Source organism: Micromonospora foliorum (assembly GCF_022229015.1).
Lineage (GTDB): Bacteria > Actinomycetota > Actinomycetes > Mycobacteriales > Micromonosporaceae > Micromonospora > Micromonospora foliorum.
The window spans coordinates 1-12,688 of the sequence record NZ_JAKKFF010000362.1 but is presented as its reverse complement, the minus strand read 5'-3'; the positions used below and the strand labels follow the sequence as shown (position 1 = coordinate 12,688).

At 72.6% G+C, this 12,688-nt stretch carries 12 protein-coding genes; 4 read left to right on the top strand and 8 right to left on the bottom strand.

Features of this window, described 5'->3' with window-relative positions; genetic code table 11:
* From PSH25_RS24545 to PSH25_RS24510, 8 genes are all read right to left on the bottom strand, one after another.
* A partial coding sequence (locus PSH25_RS24545; RefSeq protein ID WP_238661317.1) for a glycosyltransferase family 4 protein occupies positions 1-1,000 on the bottom strand: 1,000 nt, incomplete at its 3' end.
* Between the two features lie 110 nt (positions 1,001-1,110).
* On the bottom strand, positions 1,111-1,854 hold the full coding sequence (locus tag PSH25_RS24540; RefSeq protein ID WP_238661316.1) for an MBL fold metallo-hydrolase: 744 nt from the start codon (positions 1,852-1,854) through the stop codon (positions 1,111-1,113).
* Between the two features lie 223 nt (positions 1,855-2,077).
* Positions 2,078-3,043: a PLP-dependent cysteine synthase family protein gene (locus tag PSH25_RS24535; RefSeq protein ID WP_238661315.1), complete on the bottom strand. Its 966-nt coding sequence runs from the start codon at positions 3,041-3,043 to the stop codon at positions 2,078-2,080.
* Positions 3,044-3,054: 11 nt separating this feature from the next.
* Positions 3,055-3,438 (bottom strand): MoaD/ThiS family protein, encoded by a 384-nt coding sequence (locus PSH25_RS24530; protein ID WP_238661314.1) that lies wholly within the window; start codon positions 3,436-3,438, stop codon positions 3,055-3,057.
* Between the two features lie 65 nt (positions 3,439-3,503).
* Positions 3,504-3,992: a M67 family metallopeptidase gene (locus PSH25_RS24525; protein ID WP_030487200.1), complete on the bottom strand. Its 489-nt coding sequence runs from the start codon at positions 3,990-3,992 to the stop codon at positions 3,504-3,506.
* 52 nt (positions 3,993-4,044) lie between these two features.
* Entirely contained in the window at positions 4,045-4,545 is a 501-nt protein-coding gene (locus PSH25_RS24520; RefSeq protein ID WP_238661313.1) for a DUF2017 domain-containing protein, read from the bottom strand.
* Entirely contained in the window at positions 4,542-4,832 is a 291-nt protein-coding gene (gene clpS, locus PSH25_RS24515; protein WP_238661312.1) for an ATP-dependent Clp protease adapter ClpS, read from the bottom strand. Before clpS ends, PSH25_RS24520 begins: the two co-directional genes overlap by 4 nt.
* 148 nt (positions 4,833-4,980) lie before the next feature.
* Entirely contained in the window at positions 4,981-6,531 is a 1,551-nt protein-coding gene (locus PSH25_RS24510; protein ID WP_238661311.1) for a P-loop NTPase family protein, read from the bottom strand.
* A 195-nt stretch (positions 6,532-6,726) separates the two neighbouring features.
* On the opposite strand from PSH25_RS24510, the gene PSH25_RS24505 reads away from it, so the two are divergent.
* Genes PSH25_RS24505 through PSH25_RS24490 form a run of 4 tightly spaced genes read left to right on the top strand, consistent with a single transcriptional unit; the run spans position 6,727 to position 12,625 of the window.
* On the top strand, positions 6,727-9,405 hold the full coding sequence (locus tag PSH25_RS24505) for a LuxR C-terminal-related transcriptional regulator (RefSeq protein WP_238661310.1): 2,679 nt from the start codon (positions 6,727-6,729) through the stop codon (positions 9,403-9,405).
* Between the two features lie 16 nt (positions 9,406-9,421).
* Positions 9,422-10,708 carry a nicotinate phosphoribosyltransferase gene (locus tag PSH25_RS24500; protein ID WP_238661309.1) on the top strand — a complete coding sequence of 429 codons (1,287 nt, stop codon included), beginning with the start codon at positions 9,422-9,424 and terminating at the stop codon, positions 10,706-10,708.
* Positions 10,709-10,755: 47 nt separating this feature from the next.
* A complete protein-coding gene (locus PSH25_RS24495) occupies positions 10,756-11,337 on the top strand; it encodes an isochorismatase family protein (RefSeq protein ID WP_238661308.1) in 582 nt (193 codons plus the stop codon).
* Positions 11,338-11,377: 40 nt separating this feature from the next.
* Positions 11,378-12,625, top strand: coding sequence for an MFS transporter (locus PSH25_RS24490; RefSeq protein WP_238661307.1), 1,248 nt, complete (start codon positions 11,378-11,380; stop codon positions 12,623-12,625).
* Positions 12,626-12,688: the final 63 nt, after the last annotated feature.

The following is a 12,688-nucleotide window of genomic DNA, read 5'->3' as shown; positions in this document are numbered from 1 at the left end:
CGTCGCCGGTCAGCTCGGCCACCGCCGCGGCGAGCGCGTCGCCGTCGTTCGGCGGCACCAGCAGCCCGGTCACGCCGTGGTCGACGAGGTCGACCGGGCCGCCGCTGGCCGGCGCCACGACCGGCACACCGGAGGCCAGCGCCTCCTGGATGGTCTGGCCGAAGGTCTCGTGCGGTCCGGTGTGCACGAACAGGTCCAGGCTGGCGTAGAGCCGGGCCAAGTCCTCGCCCTGCTGCACGCCCAGGAAGGTCACCCCGGGCAGCTCCCGGGCCAACTGGCGGCGGGTCGGGCCGTCGCCGGCCACCACCACCCGTACGCCGGGCAGTCGGGACGTCGCCGCCAGCAACTCCACCCGCTTCTCCGGGGCGAGCCGGCCGACGTAGCCGACCAGCAGCTCACCGCCGGGGGCCAGCCGGTCCCGCAGCGCCGCGCACCGCTTGGCCGGATCGAAGCGAACGGCGTCCACACCGCGCCGCCACAGCCAGATCCGCTGCACCCCGTTGGCGATCAGGTCGGCCGCGGCCCGGGTGGAGGGGGCGAGGGTGCGCTGCGCCGAATTGTGGATCTCGCGGATCCGCCGCCACGCCGCCGCCTCGCCCCAACTCACCCGGTACGCCCGGGCGTACGCCGCCACATCGGTCTGGTAGACGGCCACCGTGGGCAGCCCGTGCCGGCTGGCCAGCGTTGCCGCCCGGGCGCCCAGGACGAACGGACTGGCCAGGTGGACCACGTCCGGCTCGGCCGAGAGCAGCGCCCCGGTCAGTCGGGCGTTGGTCGGCACGCCCAGCCGGAAACCCTGGTAGCGGGGCAGCGGCACGCTGGGAATGCGCACCACCGGATACGGCAGCCGGTCGATGCCCTGCCGGCCACCGGGTGGGGCGGGCGCGATGACCACCGGCTCATGGCCCCGGTCGAGCAGGTGCTCCGCCGTCCGCACCACAGAGTGGGCGACGCCGTTCACATCCGGTGGGAACGACTCGGTCACGATGGCGATCCGCATGCCCACACCGTGCGGGTGCCACGGGTGCGACAGACGACCGTCCGCTGACCGGCCGGCGAACAGTACGGCACAACACCGCGGCCCGGACCCGCGAACCGGGACTCGGTGCGTCAGACGTCGTAGCTGGCGCCGGGCCGGACCACCTCGAGCGGCCCGGTGTACGCGGCGGCGGCCGACTCCAGCGTGTGCGCCTCGCTGCCCCAGGCGGGCACCAGGTGGGTGAGCAGCAGCCGGCCCACCGCGGCCTTGGTCGCCGCCTCACCGGCCTCCCGACCGGTCAGGTGCAGATCCGGCGGATTGTCCATGCCGTCGAGGTAACTGGCCTCGCAGAGGAACACGTCGGCGTTCTGGGCCAGCCGCAGCAACGCCTCGCAGGGGGCGGTGTCCGACGAGTAGCACAGCGAACGGCCCTCGTGCTCCAGCCGCACGCCGTACGTCTCGACGGGGTGGTTGACCCGGTCGACGGTGACCGTGAACGGGCCGATCGGGAAGGTGCCCGGCTGGAGCGCGTAGAACTGGTACACGTCCTCCACCGAACCGTCGTCGCCGTACGCGGCGCTGAGCCGGTCCGGCGCACCGGCGGGCGCGTACACCGGCAGCGCCGGGTAGGGGCCGTCCGGCGCGTACCGGCGCACCACCACGTACAGCACGGCGTCGAACATGTGGTCACAGTGCAGGTGGGTCAGCAGGATCGCGTCCGGGGCGTGCAACCCCGCGTACCGCTGGAGGCTGGACAGCGACCCGGAGCCGAAGTCGACCAGGAGCCGGAAGCCGTCGGCCTCGACGAGATAGGCCGAGCAGGGAGATTCGGGGCCAGGAAAACTGCCGGCGCTTCCCAGAACGGTCAGTCGCATCGAGTGGTCTCGCTGTCACTATCAGTAGCACCCATGCCGGCGATGGTCCCGGCCATGATCTCTACCGACGCGTACGCCACGCTGCGCAGCCTACGCTGGCGCACCCGGCGGCAAGAATCATCCAACGGAAGTTGTCACGAACGTGACACCCGCTCGCGGTACGCCGGGAAGCGAACGGGCCGTCGACGGATGTCGACGGCCCGTAGTCGGAAGACCAGATCGGTCAGGCCCAGAGCTGCCCGTCCAGGGCGTCCTCGGCATCGGCGAGCGTGCCGCCGTACGCGCCGGTGGACAGGTACTTCCACCCGCCGTCGCAGACCACGAAGGCCACATCGGCCCGCCGGCCGTCGCGAACCGCCTCGTGCGCCACCGCCAGCGCGGCATGCAGGATGGCACCGGTGGAGAACCCGGCGAAGATGCCCTCCACCTCCACCAGCTGGCGGGTGCGCAGCACGGCGTCCCGGGTGCCGACCGAGAAACGCCGGGAGAGCACCGAGGCGTCGTAGAGCTCCGGCACGTACCCCTCGTCGATGTTGCGCAGGCCGTAGACCAACTCGCCGTAGCGCGGCTCGGCCGCCACGATCTGAATGCCCTCGACCTTTTCCCGCAGGTAACGCCCGGTGCCCATCAGGGTGCCGGTGGTGCCCAGCCCGGCCACGAAGTGCGTGATGCTGGGCAGGTCGTGCAGCAGCTCCGGCCCGGTCGTCTCGTAGTGCGCCCGGGCGTTGGCCTCGTTGCCGTACTGGTAGAGCATCACCCAGTCGGGGTGCTCGGTGGCGATCTGCTTGGCCGTGGCGACCGCCTGGTTGGAACCACCCGCCGCCGGCGAGAAGATGATCTCGGCCCCGTACATCCGGAGCAGCTGGACCCGTTCGGTCGAGACGTTCTCCGGCATCACGCAGACCAGCCGGTAGCCGCGCAGCTTCGCCACCATCGCCAACGAGATGCCGGTGTTGCCACTCGTCGGTTCGAGGATGGTGTCACCCGTGCGGAGCCGGCCAGCCTCCTCCGCCGCGCGGACCATGAACAGCGCCGCGCGGTCCTTGATGCTGCCGGTGGGGTTGCGGTCCTCCAGCTTGGCCCAGAGCCGCACCGGAGGGGCCCCGTCGGGCACCGTCGGGGAGAGTCGGGGCAGGCCGACCAGCGGCGTACCCCCGCAGGCGTCGAGCAGGCTGTCGTACCGCGCCATGGCGGCCGACCTCAGCGAGCCGCGACGGCGTCGCGGGCCACCGCGGCGGCGCTGTGCGAGCTGGCCCCCGCTGCGGCGGCGCTGTGCGAGCTGATCGCCGCAGCGGCGGCGAAGCCGAACGCGCCGCCGGCCACGGCCGGCAGGATGGTGACGCTGTCGCCGTCGGAGAGCTTCGCGTCGAGCGCGCCGAGGAAGCGGACGTCCTCGTCGTTGACGTAGACGTTGACGAAGCGGTGCAGCGTGCCCGCGTCGGTGATCAGCCGGCCGCGCAGACCGCCGTGCCGGGAATCCAGGTCGGTGAGCAGATCGGCGAGCGTGTCGCCGGCGCCGTCGACGACCTTGGCGCCGCCGGTGTAGCTGCGCAGGATGGTGGGGATGCGAACCTCAATGGCCATGATGTCGAACTCCTCGATCGGGTGTGCCTACGGTGACGGGACGAGACGGCTGCGGCGCTGACAGGTCAGCGGCCGGAACACTCGTAATCGACCGTCGCCGGGCTCTGCCCGAACATGTAGGACTGGACGGCGTGCGGGTCGACACCGGCCTCCACGACACGGACCGGCTCCTCGGTGACCACGCCGTCGACGATCCGGAACGACCGGATCTCCTCCGAGTCGGGCTCACGGGTCGAGACCAGCAGGTAGTGGGCCCCCGGCTCACCGGCGAAGGAGACATCCGTCCGCGACGGGTACGCCTCGGTGGCGGTGTGCGAGTGGTAGATGACGACGGGCTCCTCGTCCCGGTCGTCCATCTCCCGCCACACGCGCAGGTGCTCCATCGAGTCGAACTCGTAGAAGGTCATCGACCGCGCGGCATTGTCCATCGGGATGTGCCGGGTCGGGGTGTCGCTGCCGACGGGACCGGCGACCACGCCGCACGCCTCGTCGGGGTGATCCCGGCGCGCGTGGGCGACGATCGCGTCGATGATCGACCGGTCGATGCTCAGCACGTGCACCAGCCTAACGCCTGCCGGTCACGGGCCGAAGTGGTGCCGGTCACCCCTAGTCGATCAAGGCGTTGAGCAGCGACTCCTGCAGGTACCCGAGATAGGCGTAGACCGAAAGCTGGAACACCCGGCTGGAACCCGGGTCCTCAGCGACCGCGTCGTCCAACTCCTCGCCCAGATCCGTGCCATCCTTGATCTCCAGGCGGACGCCCATCGCGAGCCGGGCGTCGTTCAGCGCCCGCAACCACGCCTCGGCGGCCTCGGCGTCCAGCCGCACCTCGCCGCCGGCGTCGTCCGGCAACGCGGCCAGGATCGCCCCCGCCTGATCGATCTTCGCGGTCTTCAGGTCGCCCTCGGTGTAGCGGCGGAACTCGGCGGTGCCCGGGGCGTCCTGTGGGTAGACCGCCGGAAAGAGCCGACCGACGACCGGGTCGGTGTGGTCGAAGCCGTCGGTGAGCAGGCCCACCACCTCGGTGGCGACCTTGCGCAGCACCCGCACCTCGTCGACGGCGAAGACGGCGACGTAGCGACCGGCCTGGCGATGGAACATGCTCATGATCTGTCCACCGTCGCCCACAGCCCGTACGCGTGCAGCTGCGACGCGTCGTGCTCCATCCGTTCCCGGGCACCGGTGGAGACCACGGCACGGCCCTTCTGGTGCACGTCCAGCATCAGCTGTTCGGCCCTCTCCCGGCTGTAGCCGAAAAGCTTCTGAAAGACCCAGGTCACGTACGTCATCAGATTGACCGGGTCGTCCCACACGATCGTCACCCACTGCCGGTCGGACGCCGGCACCTCGTCAGTGTCCGGCGTCTCGACCGGTACAACCTGCGGAGCTGCCATGCCCCCCATCGTGCCACCGGTTTCCCGGAACCGAGGAACCGGAACGCCGGCCCGGCGCGGATCACCCACCCCGGGCACCCCCGACCCGCCCCGGACGCCATCGGAGGTGGGGTCCGGCCCGGACCCGGACCCACCGGTGGGCGCGCCGTCAGGCGAGCAGAATGCCGTGATCGACTGCATCGGAGAGCACCACGCCCAGCGAGAGGCGGATCACCTCGAACCGTCGGGAGATCTCCCTGGACAACCCCAACTCGACCTCACGCACCGCCCGTTGGGACCAGGCCCGCGCCGCGCTGTGGTCGTCGTTGCCGGGCGTACGCCACTGCTGCCAGCACCCGCCGGAGAGCGCCACCGCGACCGGCGGGAGCACCTCGTCGCGGGACGCCGCCGGATAACTGGCGGCAGCGTCGATCGCCTCCGGGCCGGTCAACTCGGCCACGCCGGCCGTACTGGTGATCAGCAGCACCTTGTCCAGTTCGTGGCCGGGCCGGTGATCGGCCAGGCCGTACTGCACGGCGGCGGCGATCCGGCGTCGCACGCCTTCGGCCGGTGGCGCGCCGAGCACCCGGGACGCCACGTCGGTCACGATGCCGCGCACCGCCTGATCGCACTGCGCGGTGGCCAACAACGACAACGCCGCCATCTCCCGGTCGAGGAGATCCGGTAGGCCGGCACAGCCGACGCCGAACACGATCTCCTGAACGGCCCGCAGGTGGATGTTCGCCAACTCCAGGGCGAGGTGCTGGCGGATCCGCTGAGCACAGGAGCGGGCGTGCCGGTCCAGTCGTTCGGACCAGTCACCCGGGTCGGCGGCCACCGCGACGCGACCCTGCTGGCCCGGCAGGACCGGTGGGTCGACGCTGGCCCGCTGCAACCCCTCACGCGACGCCCAACCCACAAGCGCCCGCCGCAGGTCGGCGGCCGTGTCGGCGTCGTCCACCGGAAACCACCGCGCGCCGGCCAGCGCCGGCACCGCGGCCAGGAGCGCCGCCCGGTGTGCCTCCACCGTCACCGCGACCGCATCCACCTCGGTCTCCGCACCTCCGACCGGCGGGACGGACGCCCCCGCGCCCTCCGTAGTCGCCGTGCCGTCGGCCAGCGGCGCCCAACCCGCCGCGCCGGGAGTGACCGCGAAGACGACCTCCACCGAGGTCGGGGCGACCTCGGCGAGCAGGTTCAACTCGGCGGCGGTGAAGGCCTGGTCGGCGGCGATCACGAAGAGCAGCGCGCCGGCTCGGCCCGCCGCTTCGAGCAACACCCGGGTGCCGGACACGCCGAGGGTGGCGGTGTCCGGAACGTCGATCAGGGTGAAGTGCCGCAGCAGTGGCTCGGGCACGCTCAGCTCGACCCGCCGGGGCGGGCGGGCCAACGCCGGGCCGGCGGCGTCCCGGTCCGCGCCGTACGAGTGCGGCTGACGGTAACCGGGCACGAACGCCGCCCGGGTCGGCACCTTGGCGTTGCGCACCACCAACCAGCTGCCGGCCGGCACGGTGAGCATGACCGGGTCGAGCCCGAGCAGGGTGGCGAGCACGGCACGCCGCTCGGCGCCGGCCGGGCCGACGGCGACCACACCGAGCGGCTCGTCCGGGGCGGCGCCGGACACGCCGACCCGGGAGGGGAGCGGGCCGCAGGTGGGGAGGTCGGTGGGGCCGGTCATGTCGTCCGGCGAGTCGATCGAGGGGAGAGGGCCCTGCTTCATCAGGTGCCTCCCGTTGCAGGTGACCGGGGGTCCGGTCGCGAAAGTTCCGGTACGTCAACCCGGATGTTCGGAAGACTACGGGCGGGCTGGCGACCGGGCGGAACACCTCGAATACTCACCGGTAATTGTGCGATTACTCAACTTCGCAGGGTGACGGTGCGGGCGCGGACGGATTCCGGTCGATATGCTGCGCGAATGAGTCGATGGGAGTTCGTCGGCCGCACGGATGAGCTCAACCGCCTGCTGGAGGCGGTGACCGGTGAGGCCGGCCGCGGGCTCTTCTTCAGCGGCAGCGCTGGCATCGGCAAGAGTCGGTTGCTGCGCGAGGGCGTGGGCGCGTTGCCCACCGACCGGTTCGCGATCTGGTCCATCGCCGCCAGCGCCACCACCGCGGCGCTGCCGTTCGGTGGGCTGGTCCAGGTTCTCCCCGCCGAGCAGCCGCAGGGTCTCTCCCCCGCCGGCGTCCTGCGCTGGGCGCTCAACGTGCTGCAACAGCAGGCGGCCGGCCGACGGATCGTGCTCGCCATCGACGATGCCCACCTGCTTGATCCGCCCTCGGCCGCACTGGTGCACCTGGTCGCCCGCGCCGAGAACGCCACAGTGGTCGGCACCCTGCGCGACGGCGAGCAGATCCCGCTGCCGATCCGCGCACTCTGGACGGACGACCTGGTCGAGCACGTCGAGCTGACCCCGATGCGGCAGGCGGAGACCACCGACCTGCTGGCGGCGATCCTGGGCGGCCCGGTCGACGCCGGCTCCGCCGAGCGGCTCGGTCGGCTCTCGGCCGGCAACCCGCTGCTGCTGCGCGAGCTGGTGCACGCCGCCAACGGCAGCGCGGAGTTGAAGCGCACGTACGGGATCTGGAAGTGGACCGGGCGACTGGAGCTGGCGCCCAACCTGACCGACCTCATCGACACCCGGGTCGGCAAGCTCACCGACGGCGTCCGCGCGGTCGTCGAGCTGGTGGCGTTCGGCGAACCACTGGGCCTGCACCTGCTGAGGCAGGCCGCCGAGCAGTCGGACGTGGAGACCGCCGAGGAACGCGGGCTGATCACCGTGGTCCAGCACGACCGGCGCACCAACGTCCGGCTGGCCCACCCGCTCTACGGCGAGGTGATGCGCCGCCGCTGCCCGGTGAGCCGCACCCGCCGACTGCAGGCACACCTCGCCGAGCTGCTTGAGCAGGTCGGCAAACGCCGCCGCGACGACCTGTTGCGGGTGGCCGTCTGGCGACTCGACTCGGGCACCGCACAGGACCCGGCCCTGCTGCTGGACGCCGCGGTGCAGGCGTTCACCCGCTACGACGTGCCGCTGGCGACCCGCCTGGCGCGGGCCGCGCTGCACGCCGACGGCGGCTACGACGCGGCGGAGCTGCTGGCCACCATCCTGATGTTCGCCGACCGGCCCGAAGAGGCGATCGACGTCCTCGACGCGGTGACCCCCGAGCCCGGCGACGAGCGGCGGCTCTGCCGCTGGCTGACCGTACGCGGCATGGTCAGCTACTGGGGGCTGAGCCGGGAGTCCACGGTGGAGGAGATCGCGAGCCGGGTCGAGCAGCTCAGCGACTCCGCCGACCGGTCCCGGGTGCACGCGTTCGAGGCGATCATGCGCCTGCACCGACTGGACACGGCCACCGCGGTGCAGCTCAGCCGACGAGTACTGGACCGGCCGGCAGCCGGCGTCGCCGCCCGCGAACTGGCCCGTTCCACGATCGCGTACGTCCAGGCCGCGCAGGGCGAGCTGACCCGCAGCGGTACGGCGATCGCCCAGGTGCACTCCGCCGCGGCCAGTTGGCGCACCGACATGCCGTACCTCCAGTTGGCCCTGGAGCTGGCCCGGGGCACCCGGCTCATGCTCACCGGTGACCTGGCCGGGATCGACGCGATAGTGGCCGACGAGTTCGCCGACCTCGCCGGAGCCGGCGACTTCCGCCTCGGCACCGGCTACCTGGCCATCCTCCAGGCGTACGCGGCCCGGCTGCGCGGGCAGAGCGACGCGGCCATGCGGACCTCCCTGGGCGCCTGCGCGGTGCTGGCCACCAGTCGGGTCTACGCCGGTCTGGCCCAGGCCGAACGCGCCCAGTCGGCGGCGCTGCGCGGTGACGCCGCCCAGGCGGTCGCGGCGATGGCCGAAGCCGACCGCACCCACGCGCCGGGCATGGCGGTGCTCTACCCGTGGCTGGAGCAGGCTCGGGGCGCGTCGCTCGCCGCGTCGGGTGACCTGCCGGGCGCGGTCAAACACCTCGGCGACCTGGTGGACCGGCTGCGCTCGGACGGCTTCGCCGGGCACGAGGTGCACGTCCTGCACGACCTCGTCCGACTGGACCAGGCGGGCATGGCGGTCGGGCCCACCTGCTCCGACGGCGGCCGGCGCACCGTCGCGCAGCGCCTCGCCGAGCTCTCCGAGCGGGTCGACGGGGTGCTCCCGCCGCTGCTGGCCCGGCACGCCCGCGCCGCGGTGACCGACTCCCCCACCGATCTGCTCGCGGTCGCCGACGACTACGCCGCCCTGGAGCTGACCGTGTACGCCGCCGAGGCCACCTCCCAGGCCGTCCAGCGGTTGCGCCAACGGCACTCGGCTGCCGCCAACGACGCCCGGGAACGCCTCGCCGGGCTGCTCGGGCGCTGCGACCTGATCCGGACGCCGGCGCTGCAGGCCGGCGCGCCGGTGCTCACCGAACGGGAGTGGCAGGTGGCCCGCCTCGCCGCGCACGGCGCTTCGAGCCGGGCCATCGCCGAACGGCTTTACCTCTCGGCGCGCACAGTGGAGAACCACCTCCAGCGGATCTACGCCAAGCTCGGCGTCACCGGGCGGGCCGAACTGTGGGCGGCGTTACGCTCGATCCCGGGCCATGACGGCGGCGACGTGAGCTGAACCTTAGGCTGGGGCGGTGAGCATCCACCGCCCCGCGCTCCTGACCGACCACTACGAGCTGACCATGGTCAGCGCGGCACTGAAGGACGGCACCGCCGATCGTCGGTGTGTCTTCGAGGTGTTCAGCCGCCGGTTGCCGAGCGGCCGCCGGTACGGCGTGGTCGCCGGGACGGCCCGGCTGATCGAGCTGATCCGCGACTTCCGGTTCGACCCCACCGAGGTGGAGTTCCTGCGGCGGACCGGCGTGGTCGACGAGGCGGCGGCGGCGTGGCTCACCGACTACCGCTTCACCGGCGACGTCGACGGGTACGCCGAGGGTGAGCTGTTCTTCCCCGGTTCCCCGATCCTCACCGTCTCCGGCGGCTTCGCCGAATGTGTGGTGCTGGAGACGCTGGTGCTGTCCGTGCTCAACCACGACAGCGCGGTGGCCGCGGCGGCGGCCCGAATGGTGACCGCGGCGCGGGGGCGGGCACTGATCGAGATGGGGTCGCGGCGGGCGCACGAGGAGGCGGCGGTGGCTGCGGCGCGGGCCGCGTACCTGGCCGGGTTCCGGTTCACGTCCAACCTCGCCGCCGGTGCGCGCTACGGCATCCCGACGGCGGGCACGGCGGCGCACGCGTTCACCCTGCTGCACGACGACGAGCGGGCGGCGTTCGCCTCGCAGGTCGCCACGCTGGGCAAGGACACCACGCTGCTTGTCGACACGTACGACATCAGCCAGGGCATCCGCAACGCGATCGCGGTGGCCGGGCCGGAGCTGCGGGCGGTACGGATCGACTCCGGCGACCTCGCGGTGATCGCTCAGCAGTCCCGGGAGCTGCTCGACTCGCTGGGCGCCACCGAGACCAAGATCATCGTTTCCGGTGACCTGGACGAGTACGCGATCGCGGCGCTGGCCGCCGAACCGGTGGACATGTACGGCGCCGGCACGGCCGTGGTCACCGGCTCCGGGGCACCGACCGCCGGCTTGGTCTACAAGCTGGTCGAGGTCGAGGGACGGCCGGTGGTGAAGCGCTCCGAGCACAAGGCGACCATCGGCGGCCGGAAGGTCGCGGTCCGCCGGCACAAGCCGACCGGCACCGCCACCGAGGAGGTCATCGTCCCGCAGGGCGTCCCGGACCGGCAGCCCAACGACCGCCTGCTCCAGCATTCATTCGTGGTCGCCGGCGAGCCGGTGCCGCTCCCCACGCTCGACGAGTCACGGGAGCACCTGCGGGAGTGTCTGATCTCCATCCCGTGGGAGGGGCTGAAGCTCTCGACCGGCGACCCGGCCGTGCCGGTCACCGTCGTACCCGCCGGCTGAGTCATCCCCAACGAGACCGAGCGACCGTACGGAGAGAGGAAAGCCCGATGGCCAACGCGCTGATCATCGTGGACGTGCAGAACGACTTCTGCGAGGGCGGCTCGCTGGCCGTCGCCGGCGGCGCCGGGGTGGCCGCCGGCATCTCCCGGTTACTCGCCGCCGAGCCGGACCGGTGGGCGCACGTGGTCGCCACCAAGGACTACCACGTCGACCCGGGTGCCCACTTCGGCGATCCGCCGGACTTCGTGGAGTCCTGGCCCCGGCACTGCGTGGTCGGCACCAGCGGTTCGGAATTCCACCCCGAACTGGACACCGCCCGGGTCGAGGCGATCTTTCACAAGGGCGAGCACGCGGCGGCGTACTCCGGTTTCGAGGGGCATGCCGACGACGGCGAGTGCCTGGCCGACTGGCTGCGCCGACACGACGTGGACCGGGTCGACGTGGTGGGCATCGCCACGGACCACTGCGTCCGGGCGACCGCGCTGGACGCCGTCCGGGAGGGTTTCGCCACCACCGTGCTGCTCGAGTTGACCGCCGCCGTCGCTCCGGCGACCACCGACGTGGCCCTCCGGGCGATGGACGGCGCCGGGGTGATCATGCACGGCAAGCCTGTGATCAGGGCCGCATGAGGCGGTAATTGGTTGGCCAAGGGGCCGCCGCCGGTCGAGGATGTCGCCGGAGGTACGGACCCACGTGAACATGAAGCCTTACCGGCGGGCGCTCGCCCTGCCCGGCCTGCGGTCGCTGCTGCTGGTCGCCGTCCTCGCCCGCATCCCGCTCACCGCGACCGGGGTGACGCTGACCTTCCACGTGGTGCTCGATCTTGATCGGGGTTACGGGGCGGCCGGCCTGGTGGGTGCGGCCGTCACCATCGGCGCGGCGATCGGCGGGCCACTGCTCGGCCGACTGGTGGACCGGCGTGGGCTGCGCCCGGTCCTGGTGCTCACCGGGATCGCCGAGGCGATCTTCTGGTCCACCGCGCCCTCCCTGGCGTACCACGTGCTCCTACCGGCCGCCTTCGTGGCCGGCTCACTGGCCCTGCCCATCTTCTCCGTGGTCCGTCAGTCGATCGCCGCGCTGGTCCCCGATGACCAACGCCGACCGGCCTACGCACTGGACTCGATGTCGGTGGAGCTGTCCTTCATGATCGGCCCGGCGTTGGCGGTGGCCCTAGTCACCGCGATCTCCGCGCAGACCACCATGTATCTGGTCGGCGGCGGCATCGTCGCCGCCGGGATCGCCCTGTGGCTGGTCAACCCACCGATGCGGGGCGCCGCCGAGCCCACCGGTCCACGGCGGCGGGTGCCACGCCGGGAGTGGCTGACCCCCCGACTGCTCGCCGTCCTGGCGCTGAGCGCCGCCGCGACCCTGGTGCTCGGTGGCACCGACGTGGCGGTGGTCGCCGTCCTGCGGGCCAGCGGCGAGGTCGGCTGGACCGGCGCGGTCCTGGCCATCTGGGCGGTCGCCTCGCTGGCCGGCGGTTTCGCCTACGGGGCCGTGCACCGCTCGTTCTCCCCGCTGGCGCTGACCGCCGCACTGGCCCTGTGCACCATTCCGGTGGGGCTGGGCGGCGCGCACTGGTGGCTGCTGTGCCTGGCGCTGATCCCCGCCGGCGCGCTCTGCGCGCCGACCATCGCCGCCGGCTCGGACGCGGTCAGCCGTCTGGTTCCGGCCGAGGTACGCGGTGAGGCGATGGGTCTGCACGGCTCGGCGGTCACCGTCGGCATCGCGGTCGGCGCACCGCTAGCCGGCGCGGTGATCGACGCCAGCGCGCCACTCTGGGCCTTCGTGGTGACGGGAGCGCTCGGCGCGCTGGTCACCCTGGTGGTACTCCCGATCGAGCTGCGCCGCCGCCGCAACGCCGACGCGGCCACCCCGCCGCCCGTCGAGGCCGACCTCACCCCGGCCGCCCACTGACGACTGCGCCCACGCCACCGACGGCGGTTTGATGGCCCGCCGGCCGGGGCGGGCCGAGCCGCA

Excerpts from the sequence above, each read along its gene's own strand:
- PSH25_RS24490 (WP_238661307.1), top strand. The coding sequence starts at position 11,378 with ATGTCGCCGGAGGTACGGACCCACGTGAACATGAAGCCTTACCGGCGG.
- PSH25_RS24530 (WP_238661314.1), bottom strand. The coding sequence starts at position 3,438 with ATGGCCATTGAGGTTCGCATCCCCACCATCCTGCGCAGCTACACCGGC.
- PSH25_RS24535 (WP_238661315.1), bottom strand. The coding sequence starts at position 3,043 with ATGGCGCGGTACGACAGCCTGCTCGACGCCTGCGGGGGTACGCCGCTG.
- PSH25_RS24520 (WP_238661313.1), bottom strand. The coding sequence starts at position 4,545 with ATGAGCATGTTCCATCGCCAGGCCGGTCGCTACGTCGCCGTCTTCGCC.
- PSH25_RS24495 (WP_238661308.1), top strand. The coding sequence starts at position 10,756 with ATGGCCAACGCGCTGATCATCGTGGACGTGCAGAACGACTTCTGCGAG.
- PSH25_RS24510 (WP_238661311.1), bottom strand. The coding sequence starts at position 6,531 with ATGAAGCAGGGCCCTCTCCCCTCGATCGACTCGCCGGACGACATGACC.
- clpS (WP_238661312.1), bottom strand. The coding sequence starts at position 4,832 with ATGGCAGCTCCGCAGGTTGTACCGGTCGAGACGCCGGACACTGACGAG.
- PSH25_RS24505 (WP_238661310.1), top strand. The coding sequence starts at position 6,727 with ATGAGTCGATGGGAGTTCGTCGGCCGCACGGATGAGCTCAACCGCCTG.
- PSH25_RS24540 (WP_238661316.1), bottom strand. The coding sequence starts at position 1,854 with ATGCGACTGACCGTTCTGGGAAGCGCCGGCAGTTTTCCTGGCCCCGAA.